General features: G+C 41.3%; 17 protein-coding genes. 9 read left to right on the top strand and 8 right to left on the bottom strand.

Annotated features, from left to right (window positions below):
• Nucleotides 1-101: 101 nt before the first annotated feature.
• Nucleotides 102-455 carry a hypothetical protein gene (locus GWK08_RS10565; RefSeq protein WP_163607098.1) on the top strand — a complete coding sequence of 118 codons (354 nt, stop codon included), beginning with the start codon at nucleotides 102-104 and terminating at the stop codon, nucleotides 453-455.
• On the opposite strand, the gene GWK08_RS10570 is transcribed toward GWK08_RS10565, so the two are convergent.
• Nucleotides 448-1,278: a CvfB family protein gene (locus tag GWK08_RS10570; protein ID WP_163607100.1), complete on the bottom strand. Its 831-nt coding sequence runs from the start codon at nucleotides 1,276-1,278 to the stop codon at nucleotides 448-450. The two genes, GWK08_RS10565 and GWK08_RS10570, sit on opposite strands and share 8 nt — an antisense overlap.
• 83 nt (nucleotides 1,279-1,361) lie before the next feature.
• On the opposite strand from GWK08_RS10570, the gene GWK08_RS10575 reads away from it, so the two are divergent.
• On the top strand, nucleotides 1,362-1,751 hold the full coding sequence (locus GWK08_RS10575) for a hypothetical protein (RefSeq protein WP_163607102.1): 390 nt from the start codon (nucleotides 1,362-1,364) through the stop codon (nucleotides 1,749-1,751).
• Nucleotides 1,752-1,815: 64 nt separating this feature from the next.
• Here the strand turns inward: GWK08_RS10575 and GWK08_RS10580 are convergent, their stop codons facing one another.
• From GWK08_RS10580 to GWK08_RS10595, 4 genes are all read right to left on the bottom strand, one after another.
• A complete protein-coding gene (locus GWK08_RS10580; protein WP_163607104.1) occupies nucleotides 1,816-2,157 on the bottom strand; it encodes a DUF2853 family protein in 342 nt (113 codons plus the stop codon).
• Nucleotides 2,158-2,240: 83 nt separating this feature from the next.
• Nucleotides 2,241-3,923, bottom strand: a complete 1,683-nt coding sequence (gene menD, locus GWK08_RS10585; RefSeq protein WP_163607106.1) for a 2-succinyl-5-enolpyruvyl-6-hydroxy-3-cyclohexene-1-carboxylic-acid synthase — start codon at nucleotides 3,921-3,923, stop codon at nucleotides 2,241-2,243.
• 41 nt (nucleotides 3,924-3,964) lie between these two features.
• The gene (locus GWK08_RS10590; protein ID WP_163607107.1) at nucleotides 3,965-5,053 is read right to left on the bottom strand and encodes a chorismate-binding protein; all 1,089 of its coding nucleotides are present in this window, start codon (nucleotides 5,051-5,053) and stop codon (nucleotides 3,965-3,967) included.
• A 5-nt stretch (nucleotides 5,054-5,058) separates the two neighbouring features.
• A complete protein-coding gene (locus GWK08_RS10595) occupies nucleotides 5,059-5,484 on the bottom strand; it encodes a PaaI family thioesterase (protein ID WP_163607108.1) in 426 nt (141 codons plus the stop codon).
• Between the two features lie 84 nt (nucleotides 5,485-5,568).
• Between GWK08_RS10595 and GWK08_RS10600 the strand changes: the two genes are divergently transcribed.
• The 4 genes from GWK08_RS10600 (at nucleotide 5,569) to GWK08_RS10615 (ending at nucleotide 7,432) form a co-directional block, all read left to right on the top strand.
• On the top strand, nucleotides 5,569-6,213 hold the full coding sequence (locus tag GWK08_RS10600) for an alpha/beta hydrolase (protein ID WP_163607109.1): 645 nt from the start codon (nucleotides 5,569-5,571) through the stop codon (nucleotides 6,211-6,213).
• Between the two features lie 2 nt (nucleotides 6,214-6,215).
• Nucleotides 6,216-6,794 carry a GNAT family N-acetyltransferase gene (locus GWK08_RS10605; protein WP_163607110.1) on the top strand — a complete coding sequence of 193 codons (579 nt, stop codon included), beginning with the start codon at nucleotides 6,216-6,218 and terminating at the stop codon, nucleotides 6,792-6,794.
• A 170-nt stretch (nucleotides 6,795-6,964) separates the two neighbouring features.
• Nucleotides 6,965-7,267, top strand: coding sequence for a hypothetical protein (locus GWK08_RS10610; RefSeq protein WP_163607111.1), 303 nt, complete (start codon nucleotides 6,965-6,967; stop codon nucleotides 7,265-7,267).
• Between the two features lie 18 nt (nucleotides 7,268-7,285).
• Entirely contained in the window at nucleotides 7,286-7,432 is a 147-nt protein-coding gene (locus GWK08_RS10615; RefSeq protein WP_163607112.1) for a hypothetical protein, read from the top strand.
• Nucleotides 7,433-7,506: 74 nt separating this feature from the next.
• Here the strand turns inward: GWK08_RS10615 and dnaK are convergent, their stop codons facing one another.
• On the bottom strand, nucleotides 7,507-9,408 hold the full coding sequence (dnaK, locus tag GWK08_RS10620; protein WP_163607114.1) for a molecular chaperone DnaK: 1,902 nt from the start codon (nucleotides 9,406-9,408) through the stop codon (nucleotides 7,507-7,509).
• Nucleotides 9,409-9,615: 207 nt separating this feature from the next.
• Here dnaK and GWK08_RS10625 point away from each other — a divergent pair, with 207 nt between their 5' ends.
• Complete coding sequence (locus tag GWK08_RS10625) at nucleotides 9,616-11,046, top strand: L-serine ammonia-lyase (protein WP_163607115.1); 1,431 nt, start codon at nucleotides 9,616-9,618, stop codon at nucleotides 11,044-11,046.
• Here the strand turns inward: GWK08_RS10625 and GWK08_RS10630 are convergent, their stop codons facing one another.
• Nucleotides 11,047-11,505, bottom strand: a complete 459-nt coding sequence (locus tag GWK08_RS10630) for a nuclear transport factor 2 family protein (protein WP_163607116.1) — start codon at nucleotides 11,503-11,505, stop codon at nucleotides 11,047-11,049. It abuts the gene before it with no gap.
• A gap of 60 nt (nucleotides 11,506-11,565) precedes the next feature.
• Between GWK08_RS10630 and panB the strand changes: the two genes are divergently transcribed.
• Together panB and GWK08_RS10640 are read left to right on the top strand one after the other, a co-directional pair.
• On the top strand, nucleotides 11,566-12,384 hold the full coding sequence (panB, locus tag GWK08_RS10635) for a 3-methyl-2-oxobutanoate hydroxymethyltransferase (protein WP_163607117.1): 819 nt from the start codon (nucleotides 11,566-11,568) through the stop codon (nucleotides 12,382-12,384).
• Nucleotides 12,385-12,438: 54 nt separating this feature from the next.
• Complete coding sequence (locus tag GWK08_RS10640) at nucleotides 12,439-13,128, top strand: RluA family pseudouridine synthase (RefSeq protein ID WP_163607118.1); 690 nt, start codon at nucleotides 12,439-12,441, stop codon at nucleotides 13,126-13,128.
• Here GWK08_RS10640 and GWK08_RS10645 read toward each other — a convergent pair whose 3' ends face one another.
• Nucleotides 13,129-13,989 carry a DMT family transporter gene (locus GWK08_RS10645; RefSeq protein WP_239524899.1) on the bottom strand — a complete coding sequence of 287 codons (861 nt, stop codon included), beginning with the start codon at nucleotides 13,987-13,989 and terminating at the stop codon, nucleotides 13,129-13,131.
• Nucleotide 13,990: the final 1 nt, after the last annotated feature.

The following is a 13,990-nucleotide window of genomic DNA, read 5'->3' on the forward strand; positions in this document are numbered from 1 at the left end:
TTTCCATAAAATTACGTTTGAGATAGGGCGATTGGACTTAATCAAAAGTTAATTAACATTTTATGTGGCCCGTATTGCTTATCTTGGCTAAAAAGCTGATTATGAAATATCTTTTATCTGCCATTGCCTTTCTGATGACTGTGTCTATATATGCACAGGATATTAAACGCTCAAAGCCTCTTGAGAATAACGGGTTGAAGATTAATGCGGTTACATCAACCTCATCGGTCAGCTTATTACCGGCAAACAGGAAAACCACTGTTAATATGGCTACTGCTTCCTATAGCAAACAGCAATTTGCCACGCAAAGCTTTAAAACAGAACTTCCCAAGGTTAAAGTATACACTAGCAGAAAGCCCAAAAATATCAATACGGTATACAAGGAATTAAAGGCCGGGCCTTATAATATTCCGGGAGCAGGAGGTTACGGCTTTTGTGTACCCCGTTCTAATTAAGGTAAATACCGTCTTCCTTTATAAGGATCATCTTTTGTTTGTAGAGCGAGCCGATAGCTTTTTTAAAGCTCTTTTTGCTCATTTCCAGAATACGTTTTATCTCTTCCGGATGGCTTTTATCGTGTAAGGCCAGGAAACCTTTGTTCTCCTTTAGTATTTCCAGGACTTTTTCTGCAGAAGGTTCTATATTCTTATATCCTATCTGCTGGGTAACGATATCTATTTTATTGTCAGAACGTACTTTCTTTACATAACCTTTCAACTTCTCTCCCAGGCTATAGGTTCTGTAAAGGTCTTCGTTATAGATAAGGCCTTTGTGTTTTTTGTTGATGATCACTTCTTCTCCCAGTTCGGTATGCCTGGAGATGATAATATCTACTTCTTCAAACTTTTCCACACTGATCTCCTCGTTGCTGATAAAACGATTGGTTTTACTGGAACCTACCAGGCGATCTGTCATTTCATCCATATAACAGTAGATCAGGTACCATTTTCCTTCTACCATTCTCAATGCCTGTTCTTTAAACGGAACAAACAGGTGTTTCTCCAGCCCCCAATCCATAAAGGCTCCTATGGAAGTTACAGAAACTGCTTTCAGCAAGGCAAAATCGTTTAGTTGGATCTGTGGTGTTAAGGTAGTGGCCACAGGGCGTTCTTCATGATCGAGATAACAAAAAACCTCAAGGGTATCGCCTATCTCAAAATGATCGGGAACATATTTATTCGGAAGAAGGATCTCATTTCCATCCTCATCGCCCAGAAAGAGTCCGGGATCCGTATCCCTCAATATTTCCAACTCGTTGTACTCGCCTATTTTTATCATAAACTGATCTTAGCTGGCAAAGGTAGTTAAAGCAGGAAGAAAAATTTGAGAAGTAAAAGGCATTTTTTCGTATCTTTAAAACTATGTGTTTAATTGTTAAACAATTACGTTTAAATAAGCAGAATGAAATTATAATTCTCAATCAACCGGAAGATCTTTCAATCGACCTCAAAAAACTGGAGGGAGTTACCATCATAAGATCTCTGGTAAAGACTTCCTGTGTAGAATTTGCCCTGGTATTTATCGACTCCAAAGAACAACTGGAACGACAGATGATGACGCTCTTTCCCAGACTATTGGATTCTTCTGTTTTGTGGATCGCTTACCCGAATACCACTTCCCGAAAGCTTATAGATCGTATTTCTGCAGAGATAGACTGGACCTTTCTGGATGACTATCGCCTGCAACCTACAAGGAAAGCCAGCCTTCACGAAAACTGGGAGGCCATTAAGTGGAAGATCGTAAAGATCTGAAAAAAGGACGCCTGCCTCCTTCCGGAAACAGGCGCGTAACCCCTATTGATCAATCGTTTATTTATTAATTATAAACCGACTCTTTTTTAAAGTGTTTTACCAATAGGTAGTACACCACTGCTCTGTATTTGTTTCTGTTGGATTTACCATAAGTGTCTATGGCTTCCGCAATAGCTTTATCAAGATCAGCTCCGTTGTCAAGACCCAGTTTATTAATAAGGAAATTATTCTTTACCGTTGCCAGTTCCTTCTCATCAGAACCTGAAACCGTAGAAGCATCGGCATTGTAAATAGATGGTCCAAGACCTACAGTAACTTTTGTTAACAGATCCATATCCGGAGTAAGTCCGCACTTCTCCTCAAGATCGGTAGCGTATTTAGCTATTAATTCGTCTCTTTTACTCATAATTTTAGTTCTTATTTTGATTATCAATTTCTTGAGGACCAAAAATAGAAGCTGGGTCAGGGAAAGAAGAATTCGCTAAGTGCTTACTGGAAATTTTCGTTTAAAAACCCAAAATAATCGATTAAAATACGATCATTCACTTCTCGGGGGGTAAAAACCTCCAAAAGTTTAGGGTTGGAAGTGGGTGTATAAAAGTCTTTTAGCTTTTCTGTGAGGGTATTTTCATCATTTGCCGAGCTGTATTCAATATTGTACATCCCGCAAAGTGATTTAGCGTTTAAATGATGTGTTGTTTCAAAATAGGTATCGAAATTATCCGTTCCCTTCGGTCCGGGAAGGATCCTGAAAATACCTCCACCCTGATTGTTAAATACAATAATCCTGAAATCTTCCGGAATATAATTGTTCCAAAGGGCATTACTGTCGTAAAAGAAACTTAGGTCCCCACTGATAAGCGTTGTTGGAGTATCGGATATAACCGCTGCACCGATAGCTGTAGAAGTACTTCCGTCTATCCCGCTGGTTCCTCTATTACAAAATACCTTAAGGCTCTTATTAAGGTCGAACAGCTGAGTATATCGTACGGTAGAACTGTTGCTTAACTGTAATTGATAATTATCGGGGAGACTGTTAAGCACAAAATGATAAGCCCTCAGATCTGAAAAAGGGATCTGTTCCAGGTACAGTTTATGCCTCTCTCTTCTGAATTCCTGTACTTTTAACCATTCTGCCCTATAATTACTATCAACAGTTTTAAGTTTTTCTTTTTGCTGTCTGAAGAAATTTTCAGGAGTTAAGCGGATATGTTGCTTCAGGCAAAAGAAAGTATCATAGGCTTTCTTGGTATCTATATGTATATGACAGGCCGGTTTGTATTTTCTGAGGAAGGCTTTGATCTTTTTGGAAACGATCATTCCCCCTAAAGTGATCAGCATATCGGGTTGAAGCTTTTTAATCTCTTCATCTATCTTCTCAATCGGAGCAATTATCTTGTCGATCCCCGGGAAGAAATTAGGGTGATGCAGATTGGAGGTCGTTTCTGTAAAAACCACCACCGAAGGATCGCTTCCTAACCAGTCTACAACATCCTGATCTATCTGGTCAGGGCTGTTTACACCTACCAGAACCATCTTCTTCTTCGAATCATTCCAACAGTTGATAAAGTCTGAAAAATCCTGTTCCTGATCGTTTTCATTTTTGACCAGCTCCGTTCTTTTAGCAGGAACGATCAGTTTATCCGTAGTTTCATAAAGCGGTTCTTCAAAAGGAACATTTATATGCACAGGGCCTTTAGAAACAGCTGCGGTTCCTAAAGCTTTATTGATCTCCTCTTCATTCCACTGCTGCCTGGCAGGATCTTCATTCAGGCTGGCAGTATAAAGGATATGATTGGAAAAAACACCGGGTTGCCTAATGGTCTGCCCATCCCCTATATCGATCTTGGCTGAAGGCCGGTCTGCTGAGATGACCGCCAGCGGAATATCACTGTAAAAAGCTTCGGATACGGCCGGATAGTAATTCAACAAAGCCGAACCGGAAGTACATACCACTGCCACCGTACTTTTGGTTTGCTGGGCAATTCCCATGGCAAAAAAAGCGGCACAGCGCTCATCTACAATACTATAACAGGTGAAAAAATCGTCCTCATAGAATCCCATGGTCAGGGGTGCATTTCGCGAACCCGGAGATATTACAATATGTGTTATCTTATATTGTTTGCACAATTGAATAACACTTTGTGCAAGAGGAATGGCTGGATATTTCATAAATCGATTAAGAACTACAAACTTAGAAAGTTTTCTATAAATCAGATGATATTCAGCAAGACTTTTTTCATGGTCTGGGATTTGTTTACGGTCTCTTCCCATTCCAGGTTAGGATTACTATCTGCGGTAATCCCTCCTCCTACGTATATCCAGGCTTTTTGCTCCTTTAACTGCATACAGCGAAGGTTTACATACAACTGCGTGAAATTAGTACTCTTTTCGGAGTTCTGCATATTCAGTTCTCCCAGGTAACCGGTGTAAAAAGAACGGTGATACTTCTCGTTCTCAAGAATAAATTTTCTCGCCTCTTCTCTCGGATATCCGCAAACTGCCGGAGTTGGATGCAGGCTGCACAATATATTCTTTAAGGAAGCTTTTTCAAGAGATCCTGAAATATTGCTTTTTAAATGCAGGATACCTCCCGCCTGAATAGTTTCTATCTCAGAAACACAAATATTACCCAGGCCAGGGATCTTGTCAAGGCCGGATACAATAGCGTCCGTAACGATCTGCTGTTCTTCTTTTTCTTTTTCTCCCCACATGATCACATCTTCATCTTCATTATAAGGTAAGGTCCCTGCTAGCGACATGGTAGAAAAACTATCTTCCTCCACTTTCAGCAGAGTTTCGGGAGTAGCACCTAACCAGGTACCGATCTTAGGGTGATGCCAGAAATAAACGAATGCCGTGGGATAGGTATTATGTAAAAACTTAAAGATCTCCAGGGGGTCATTCTTTTCGAGCGGAAAAGGCTCCACCCGCGATAGCACAACTTTTTCGAGTTCGCTTTCTTTAATGGCTTTGATCCCCTGCCTGACCAGTTTTTTATGGTTTCTGATAATGTTGCTGTCGTAAATAGAATCGAATTCCTCCAGGGCATTGTCTTTCCCTCTTTCCGACTTGGTAAGCAACTGAATATCGGTACGAAGGAGAATAGCCTCTTCTTCCCTGGTATTAAAAGGTGCAAATACAAAACCGGATTCCGTAAAATCCTTTACCGAAATAACCTCATTGTCTTCCTGCAGGATCCCTTTTATTTTCTCATCTTCCGGTTCGCTGTAAATTACAAATGGTAAACCGGAACCTATATGTGATCTTATCTTCCAGTAAAAAACCTCCTTCTCGGACATATTCACTACTTCGTTTTAGAAATTGCTATGGTAGTCAGTTTAACGATCGATATGAGCCTGTCCTCCTTATCGGTTATACGTATACTCCATAGTTGGGTAGTTCTCCCCTTGTGGAGAAAGCTTGCTTTTGCAAAAACCTCTCCTTCTTTTATACTCTTAACATGATTGGCTGCTATTTCTATCCCCCTGATATAAAAATCATCCGTATTCAGGAAAACATAGGAAGCAGCACTTCCCACACTCTCAGCCAAAGCTACCATGGCACCTCCGTGCAAAACCCCGTCGGGTTGATGTACCCTGGAGGTAACCGGCATCTTGGCCGTTAAATAATCTTCACCTATGTCTATATATTCAATCCGGAGCGTTTCCATCAATGTATCCTTGCAAATGGCATTACATTGCTCCAGTATTTTAGCTTTATCTAAAGTCATCAAAAATCTTTTGGTAAAAATAGTGATTCATTTACTTTTATACTCTCAAAAAAACGTTTTAAAACATTACATTTTATACGGATAATGGATACACAGGAAAAAAATATAGAATATTCTACGATCAACACCTATTCTACCCTGAATCAACTCACGGAGAAAACCAAAAATGTATGGCTTGTATGTCACGGGATGGGGTATTTGAGTCGCTATTTTATAAGGTACTTTAACGAGTTACCTGCCGAAGAAAATTATATTATAGCCCCTCAGGCTCCTTCAAAATACTATCAGACCCAGGAATTCAAACATGTGGGTGCAAGCTGGCTGACCAAGGAGAATACACTGCAGGAAACCGTTAACGTATTAAATTATATGGATGCCGTATACAAAGCGGAGAACATTCCGTCTTCGGCAAAACTCATCGCCTTCGGCTATTCACAGGGAGTATCTATAATCTGCCGCTGGCTGGCCAGTCGCAGGATCTTATGTGATAAGCTCATTCTGCATTCGGGCGGGATCCCGGTTGAATTGAAGGAAGGGGATTTTCATTTTATGCAGGAACACAAAATTCCCGTAAGTTATGTTTACGGTAAGGGAGATCCTTATATCAATCCTGAAAGAGTGGAGAAGGAAACTGATAAGCTCGAAAAGCTTTTCCCGGGCCTTTACGAATTTGTTAGCTTTGAAGGCGTTCATGAGATCAAAAAAGAAATTATCAACTCACTTGTTTAGTTATGCAGACACCTGTCCTGGAAAATCAGATCGTTAAGTTAATCCCTTTAACCATTGATAACTACACGCATTTGAATGAGATTGCCGCCGAGGATAAACTCATTCAGTACTCTCCTTCTGATATCTCGACTCCTGAAAAATTCCTTGCTTATGTAGCAGAAGCTTTAAAAGGGGAAAAGGCAGGAAAGACCATGCCCTTTATAATTTATGACAAGCGTTCCGAAAGTTATGCCGGATGTACCCGCTTCGGACTTATAGATCCGGTGAATAAAGTTCTTCATATAGGATGGACGTGGATAGGAAAAAAATTTCAGGGCACAGGACTCAATAAGGAAGTAAAATACCTGATGCTGAAATACGCATTTGAGGTTCTTGAATTTCATAAAATTGAGTTTCGTGTGGACGAAAGAAATCTTCGTTCGAGAAAGGCCGTCGAAAAAATTGGCGGGAAATTAGAAGGTATATTACGGGAAAATGTGATTATGACCGACGGTTTCAGAAGAAATACTTGTTGTTTTGGCATTCTGAAAAGTGAATGGCCAATAATTAAAAATTCTGTTTTCGGTCAGAAAGGTTCATAAATACTGGATTTTCATACATATTCTCCTACTAAAGCCTGTTTCTTCTTCTGCTATTTTTTTGTGATTTAGGGGAATTAAAAATAATTTTATACACCGTTATCCCCCCGACAAGCAAGTCCTGAAAATCCGGGACTGTCAATGCTTGAATATTAACCATTAAACTAAATAAAATGAAAAAAAAGCAGTTAAACTTAAACAAGCTGTCGTTAAAGAAATCCACTGTTGCTGGATTTAAAGCGAATAAGCTAATCGGGGGAACGGGAACCAGCTGGGACGGATGTCCTACCATACCCGGAGAACCATGTGATTTCCCAACTGATTTTGGTTGTGGAAACCAGACCGTAGGATGTCCGACGCAAGGATGTCCGCCTCCTACACAAGGATGCGTTACCCAGGGATGCCCTCCGAATACAGGGCTTGTTTGTGAGCCACAATCGCATTCGGTATGCCCTCCGGGAATCCAGTGCTTCTAATTTTTTAAAACAGTATCTATGAAAAAAAGGAATTTTAGTTCTGTAAAGTTACATCTTAATAAGAGAGTGGTTTCCAGACTAATGCTATCCAAAATAACCGGAGGGGCAACAGAACGCAGAGCTTGTGTGACCAATGCACAGCATGAGTGTTCTGCAGCTTGCTAGGGTAAATAGATTTGTAATAAAAAGAAAAACGCAGCTGATACAGCTGCGTTTTTTATGTTTAATGTCGGGAAAGTTTATTTTACTTCTTCAAAATCAACATCCTGAACATCGTCTCCTTCTTTAGCATCGGATCCTCCGGCTTCCTGACCAGGTGCTCCGTTCTGCTGAGCCTCTGCCTGAGCCTTGTACATTTCTTCCGAAGCTACTTTCCAGGCCTCATTGATCTTGTCAAGTGCAGGCTGGATCGTATCAACATCTTTCGTCTCATAAGCCTTTTTAAGCTCTTCCAGTGCATCCTGGATCGGTTGTTTCTTATCTTCAGATAATTTATCCCCGAATTCTCCAAGTTGTTTTTCTGTCTGGAAGATCATAGCATCAGCTTCATTGATCTTATCTGCTTTCTCCTTAGCTTGCTTATCGGCTTCGGCATTAGCTTCTGCCTCTCTCTTCATTTTCTCGATCTCTTCCTCTGTAAGCCCTGAAGAAGCTTCTATTCTGATGTTCTGCTCTTTATTAGTTCCTTTATCCTTGGCAGAAACATTGATGATCCCGTTGGCATCGATATCGAAAGTTACTTCAATCTGTGGTACTCCCCTTGGTGCAGGTGGAATTCCATCAAGGTGGAAACGTCCGATAGTTTTGTTATCTGCTGCCATAGGACGCTCTCCCTGAAGTACGTGGATCTCAACAGAAGGCTGATTGTCTGCTGCTGTAGAGAATACCTGCGACTTCTTGGTAGGGATCGTGGTATTGGCATCGATAAGTTTGGTCAATACACCGCCCATAGTTTCTATTCCTAAAGAAAGCGGAGTAACATCCAGTAAGAGTACGTCTTTAACATCTCCGGTTAAAACTCCACCCTGGATTGCAGCACCAACTGCCACTACCTCATCAGGGTTAACCCCTTTTGAAGGTTTTTTTCCGAAGAATTTCTCTACGGCTTCCTGAACGGCAGGGATTCTTGTAGAACCACCTACAAGGATGATCTCATCAATATCGCCGGTAGATAGTCCTGCATTCTTAAGAGCTGCAGAACAAGGTGCGATCGTTCTTTTTACAAGATCGTCGATAAGTTGCTCGAACTTAGCTCTGGATAAAGTCCTTACAAGGTGCTTTGGTCCTGAAGCTGTAGCTGTTATATAAGGTAAATTAATTTCTGTTTGTGTAGAAGATGAAAGCTCGATCTTAGCTTTTTCAGCAGCTTCCTTTAAACGCTGTAACGCCATAGCATCACTGCGAAGATCCATATTCTCTTCTGACTTGAACTCTTCTGCCAGCCAGTTGATGATCTTTTCATCTACATCATCTCCACCAAGGTGTGTATCTCCGTCTGTAGCCAGTACTTCAAATACTCCATCTCCAAGTTCAAGGATAGAAACGTCATGTGTACCACCACCAAAATCGAAAACAACTATTTTCTGATCTGAATTCTTTTTATCAAGTCCGTATGCCAAAGCAGCAGCGGTAGGTTCGTTAATGATACGCTGTACTTTTAGTCCTGAGATCTCTCCGGCTTCTTTGGTAGCCTGACGCTGAGCATCATTAAAATATGCAGGAACAGTAATTACAGCCTCAGAAACAGTTTGTCCAAGATAATCTTCGGCAGTCTTTTTCATTTTCTGAAGGATCATTGCCGATAATTCCTGTGGCGTATATAAACGTCCTTCTATATCAACCCTTGGAGTGTCATTATCTCCTTTAACTACTGTATAGGGAACCCTTCCGGCTTCTTTCTGAGATTCAGAAAATTTATTCCCCATAAAACGCTTGATCGAATAAATGGTTTTATTAGGATTAGTAACCGCCTGTCTTTTTGCAGGATCACCTACTTTTATTTCTCCTCCTTCTACAAAGGCAATTACCGAAGGTGTGGTTCTTTTCCCTTCTGCGTTTGGAATCACTACGGGCTCGTTCCCTTCCATCACGGAAACACAAGAATTTGTAGTACCCAAATCAATTCCGATAATTTTACTCATTGTTTATTTTTATTATGTGTTGAAAAATTCTTTTTTATTGTGTCTATCCAATGTCAATCTTTATGCCAACTCTTATTTGCTGACAGGATGTCACTTTTATGATTTTGTGTCTTTTTTTATTGCGGTTAAATTAAAAATTCGCGAAAATATTCCCCTGTTTTTACGAAAAATGTAAATTTACCGCATTATTGAGTTCAAAAATTAGCTATGGAATGTATCAGTGTTTTTGACATGTTGAAAATTGGGGTCGGTCCCTCCAGTTCGCACACTTTAGGACCGTGGAGAGCTGCAGAGAGATGGATTGCCGAACTAAAGGAAAACCAGCAGTTTAATATGGTTAAGAGTGTTCGTGTCGATCTGTACGGTTCCTTATCCTTAACCGGAAAGGGTCATGCCACAGATTATGCGGTCATCCTCGGGCTTAGCGGTACCGATCCGGAATACATTCCTGTCGACTCCATTCACGGGTTGATCGAAGAAGTTAAGAAAAACGGATCCCTTCTCTTCGGAGATTCTTTCGGGATAGACTTCGATATGGATCAGCATATTGTTTTTAACCGGGAATTCCTTCCGTTTCACTCAAATGGAATAAAGTTTACCGCCCAGCTTAAAGACAATACAGAGATCAGCGAAACCTACTACTCCATCGGCGGAGGTTTTGTTATAAAAGAGAATTTGTCCAAAACAGAAGAGAACTTAAAAATCCAGCAGTGCTTTCCTTTTCCAATCAATCTGGCTTCCGAGCTTATCGATTATTGTTCCGATCAGCAAAAGAAGATCTCGGAGATCGTATGGCAAAATGAATTATCGATAAGAGAGCCGGAACAAATAGATGCAGAGCTTAAGCGCGTCTGGGATACCATGCTGGAATGTATGTATATCGGGTGTCATAGCGAAGGTACCCTGCCAGGAGGCCTGAACGTCAGAAGAAGGGCCTTTGATGCACATAAAAAACTAATGGAGGCTTCCGATGCAAGCTATAGTGATCAGGAAAGCTGGTTGCAGGCTATCCGTAAAACCGAGGTTAAATTCAGGCAGATATTAAAATGGGTAAGCTGTTTTGCCCTTGCCGTTAACGAAGTAAACGCTTCCCTCGGAAGGGTGGTAACAGCTCCTACCAATGGAAGTGCGGGTGTGATCCCTGCGGTACTGATGTATTATATGGTAATTGAAAACCATCAGGCCGATTTTAACCATATACGACAATTCCTGCTGGTTGCAGGTGAAATAGGAAGTCTTTTCAAAAAAGGAGCTACCATCTCGGCAGCTATGGGAGGTTGTCAGGCAGAAATAGGTGTTTCCTCAGCTATGGCAGCAGGAGCCCTGACCGAATTACTGGGCGGAACCCATGAACAAGTGCTTATGGCAAGTGAAATTGCGATGGAACACCATCTCGGTCTTACCTGCGATCCTATTGGAGGCCTGGTACAAATACCTTGTATAGAAAGAAATGCAATGGGAGCTATTAAAGCGATCAATGCAGCAGAACTGGCCATAGACAGCGATCCGTCTCATGCCAAGGTACCGCTGGACAAGGTAATAGCCACCATGTGGGAAACAGCAAAAGATATGAACACCAAATACAAGGAAACTTCAGAGGGCGGCCTCGCAGTTGGTGTCCATATTAGTGATTGCTGATCATTCCTTACATCCCTGCCTTCTTCGCGTATCGATCAGATAAATGATCTTCCAGCTTCCGTTATCCTTAAAAAGCTGAAAGGAATTTACCCCGCAATGGCTGAACCGGCCGTTAAACCAGAATTCATACGGAGTCCAGGCATTGGCCATATTCCCATCTACCTGAATATTAAAGGACAATAAACGCTCGTCCCATTTCTGATCGTCCGGGCGGGTGGCAATGGCATTTAAAAATTTATTGGCGTCGTCGCTGTTCAGGACATCTTTACCTTCCCGGTTCCTGAATGCAGTCTGCATAATTATCTTATCGGAAATAGTTTCTTTAATTATTGTGGTGTCTCCCTTATGGAAACCTTCAAAGAAACGTTCTACAGTAGCTTTTACCTCATCTTTCTCAGATTGTTGTGCGCTCATAGTAAGAGAAAAAAGCAGTGCAAATAATAAAGTACAGAATTTCATTTTAGCTTAAATTGATTTGAAAGTACAATTTAGTACTTTTACAACAAATAATTACAAGGAATGTCAGTTGCTAAAAAAGAATATAAAAGGATCACTACCAATTCCCTGGTAGAAATGAAAAAGAACGGGGAAAAAATTTCCATGCTAACAGCCTACGATTTTACAATGGCGAAGATCATAGACGGAGCGGGTATCGATGTTATCCTGGTAGGAGATTCTGCCAGTAACGTAATGGCGGGGCATGAGACCACGCTTCCTATTACTCTGGATCAGATGATCTACCACGCCTCTTCTGTGATAAGAGCGATTAAACGAGCGCTGGTGGTTGTGGATATCCCTTTCGGAAGTTATCAGTCAGATCCTAAGGAGGCGCTTCGTTCTGCTATCAGGATCATGAAGGAATCCGGAGCCCATGCTGTAAAAATGGAAGGCGGAAAGGAGATCAAAGAATCTATCAAGCGTACCCTGAACGCCGGGATCCCGGTAATGGGGCATTTGGGACTTACTCCTCAATCCATTTATAAATTCGGGACCTATACTGTAAGGGCCAAAGAAAAAGAGGAAGCAACCAAGCTTAAGGAGGATGCTCTTATGCTGGAAAAAGCAGGGTGTTTTGCCGTAGTACTGGAAAAAGTTCCGGCTAAACTGGCAGGCGAAGTAGCAAAGAGCCTTACCATACCTGTTATAGGAATTGGTGCCGGGAACGGGGTTGACGGACAGGTTTTGGTTACCCACGATATGCTGGGAATGACCCATGAATTTAATCCGCGTTTCCTGAGAAGGTATTTACAGCTGTATGATGATATGACAAGTGCTTTTAAACAATATATCTCCGATGTGAAATCTGTTGATTTTCCAAGTGACGAGGAGCAATATTAAACCGTTAGTCATATCCTTTTAAAGCGGGAACCGAACCCGCATCAGATCTAATATATGTCCAGATCCAATAAAAATAATCTTCAGGTATTATATGAGGACAATCACCTTATTATCATCAACAAAAGAGTTGGGGATATCGTTCAAGGTGATAAGACCGGAGACACTCCGCTAAGTGAGGTAGTGAAGGCTTATTTAAAGGAGAAATACAATAAACCGGGGAATGTTTATCTGGGAGTCGTTCACAGATTGGACCGGCCAACCAGCGGCGCAGTTGTTTTTGCAAAAACGTCCAAGGCACTCCCCAGACTCAACAAGCTTTTTAGTACCAAAGAAGCCCGTAAAACCTATTGGGCAGTGGTAAAGGACAAACCTCCAAAGGAAAAAGACAGTCTGGTGCACTGGCTGAAAAGATATCCGAAAAACAATACTTCCAAAGCCTACAAAAAGGAAACGGAAGGAAGCAAAAAAGCCATTCTTCATTACAATATTCTAAAAAAGCTAGAGCGTTATTTTTTGCTGGAGATCGATCTGGAAACCGGAAGGCATCATCAGATCCGGGTGCAATTATCTGCCATCGGCCTACCTATCAAAGGAGATCTGAAATATGGTTTTGCCAGAAGTAACAAAGACGGAGGTATTCATTTACACGCTAGGAAGATCTCTTTTATCCATCCGGTCAAAAAAGAACCTCTCAGTATCGTGGCTCCTACTCCACCAGATCCTGTCTGGGACGCCTGTAACTGATCATTTATACGAGCGTATACTTTCAATAACCACTGCAGAGAGAATAAGTACCCCTCCAATGATGGTTGTCCAATCCGGGTATTCCTTCAGGAAGAGCATTCCGAGTAAGATCCCGTAAATAGGCTGGGCACTGCTCATAATACTGGCTGTGGTGATAGAAAAATGTTTAAAGCTCATCAGGAAAAGCGTATGCCCTATAGCTGTGGTTAAGAGCGATAAGGTGACCAGTGCCGGCCATTGTTCGGTTACCGGGCTAAGATCGTAGATAAAAAGTACCGGAGAAAGCAGAACGGATATGATGATCAGTTGATACCACATCAGAGCTGTTCCATGGTGATATTCTATACGTTTCTTCAGGATAATATTTCGCAGAGCATAGCACAGGGCCGAAAAAAGTCCGAGAATTACTGCCAAAGTATAATTATTCCTAAAATCGAATTCAGGCACCAGGAAGAATATACCTATCAGGACCAGCAGTGCCAGCAGCAGGTGGATCTTCTGAAATCTCGTCTTTAATAAAAGCGGTTCCAGGAAGGAAGTAAAAACGGGATAGGTAAAAATAGATAACATCCCTATGGCTACATTGGACAGTTGAAGGGAATAAAAAAAAGTGATCCAGTGCAATCCTAAAAATATCCCTCCGGCAATAACCGGTAAGCGGTCTTTACTACTCCCTTCAAATAGTTTTACCTTTTTCCATTTGCAGAACAAAAAGAGAAAAATAGCTGCAAAAAATGCCCGCCAGAAAATGGTAAGCGGAGGTGACATCTGAATATATCGTCCTAAAGTACCCGAAGTACTGATAAATACCATTGCAAGATTAATCTCGAGAACCCGGTTAAAATGCTGTTTCTTATCCATT

Origin of the sequence: Leptobacterium flavescens (genome assembly GCF_010671605.1) — a bacterium.
GTDB classification, from domain to species: domain Bacteria; phylum Bacteroidota; class Bacteroidia; order Flavobacteriales; family Flavobacteriaceae; genus Leptobacterium; species Leptobacterium flavescens.

What these genes read in the sequence shown, in the direction of transcription:
- GWK08_RS10600 (WP_163607109.1), top strand. Translation starts at nt 5,569, where the DNA reads ATGGATACACAGGAAAAAAATATAGAATATTCTACGATCAACACCTAT.
- GWK08_RS10625 (WP_163607115.1), top strand. Translation starts at nt 9,616, where the DNA reads ATGGAATGTATCAGTGTTTTTGACATGTTGAAAATTGGGGTCGGTCCC.
- panB (WP_163607117.1), top strand. Translation starts at nt 11,566, where the DNA reads ATGTCAGTTGCTAAAAAAGAATATAAAAGGATCACTACCAATTCCCTG.
- GWK08_RS10565 (WP_163607098.1), top strand. Translation starts at nt 102, where the DNA reads ATGAAATATCTTTTATCTGCCATTGCCTTTCTGATGACTGTGTCTATA.
- GWK08_RS10630 (WP_163607116.1), bottom strand. Translation starts at nt 11,505, where the DNA reads ATGAAATTCTGTACTTTATTATTTGCACTGCTTTTTTCTCTTACTATG.
- dnaK (WP_163607114.1), bottom strand. Translation starts at nt 9,408, where the DNA reads ATGAGTAAAATTATCGGAATTGATTTGGGTACTACAAATTCTTGTGTT.
- GWK08_RS10590 (WP_163607107.1), bottom strand. Translation starts at nt 5,053, where the DNA reads ATGTCCGAGAAGGAGGTTTTTTACTGGAAGATAAGATCACATATAGGT.
- GWK08_RS10580 (WP_163607104.1), bottom strand. Translation starts at nt 2,157, where the DNA reads ATGAGTAAAAGAGACGAATTAATAGCTAAATACGCTACCGATCTTGAG.
- GWK08_RS10645 (WP_239524899.1), bottom strand. Translation starts at nt 13,989, where the DNA reads ATGGATAAGAAACAGCATTTTAACCGGGTTCTCGAGATTAATCTTGCA.
- GWK08_RS10570 (WP_163607100.1), bottom strand. Translation starts at nt 1,278, where the DNA reads ATGATAAAAATAGGCGAGTACAACGAGTTGGAAATATTGAGGGATACG.
- GWK08_RS10640 (WP_163607118.1), top strand. Translation starts at nt 12,439, where the DNA reads ATGTCCAGATCCAATAAAAATAATCTTCAGGTATTATATGAGGACAAT.
- GWK08_RS10595 (WP_163607108.1), bottom strand. Translation starts at nt 5,484, where the DNA reads ATGACTTTAGATAAAGCTAAAATACTGGAGCAATGTAATGCCATTTGC.
- GWK08_RS10610 (WP_163607111.1), top strand. Translation starts at nt 6,965, where the DNA reads ATGAAAAAAAAGCAGTTAAACTTAAACAAGCTGTCGTTAAAGAAATCC.
- GWK08_RS10615 (WP_163607112.1), top strand. Translation starts at nt 7,286, where the DNA reads ATGAAAAAAAGGAATTTTAGTTCTGTAAAGTTACATCTTAATAAGAGA.
- menD (WP_163607106.1), bottom strand. Translation starts at nt 3,923, where the DNA reads ATGAAATATCCAGCCATTCCTCTTGCACAAAGTGTTATTCAATTGTGC.
- GWK08_RS10575 (WP_163607102.1), top strand. Translation starts at nt 1,362, where the DNA reads ATGTGTTTAATTGTTAAACAATTACGTTTAAATAAGCAGAATGAAATT.
- GWK08_RS10605 (WP_163607110.1), top strand. Translation starts at nt 6,216, where the DNA reads ATGCAGACACCTGTCCTGGAAAATCAGATCGTTAAGTTAATCCCTTTA.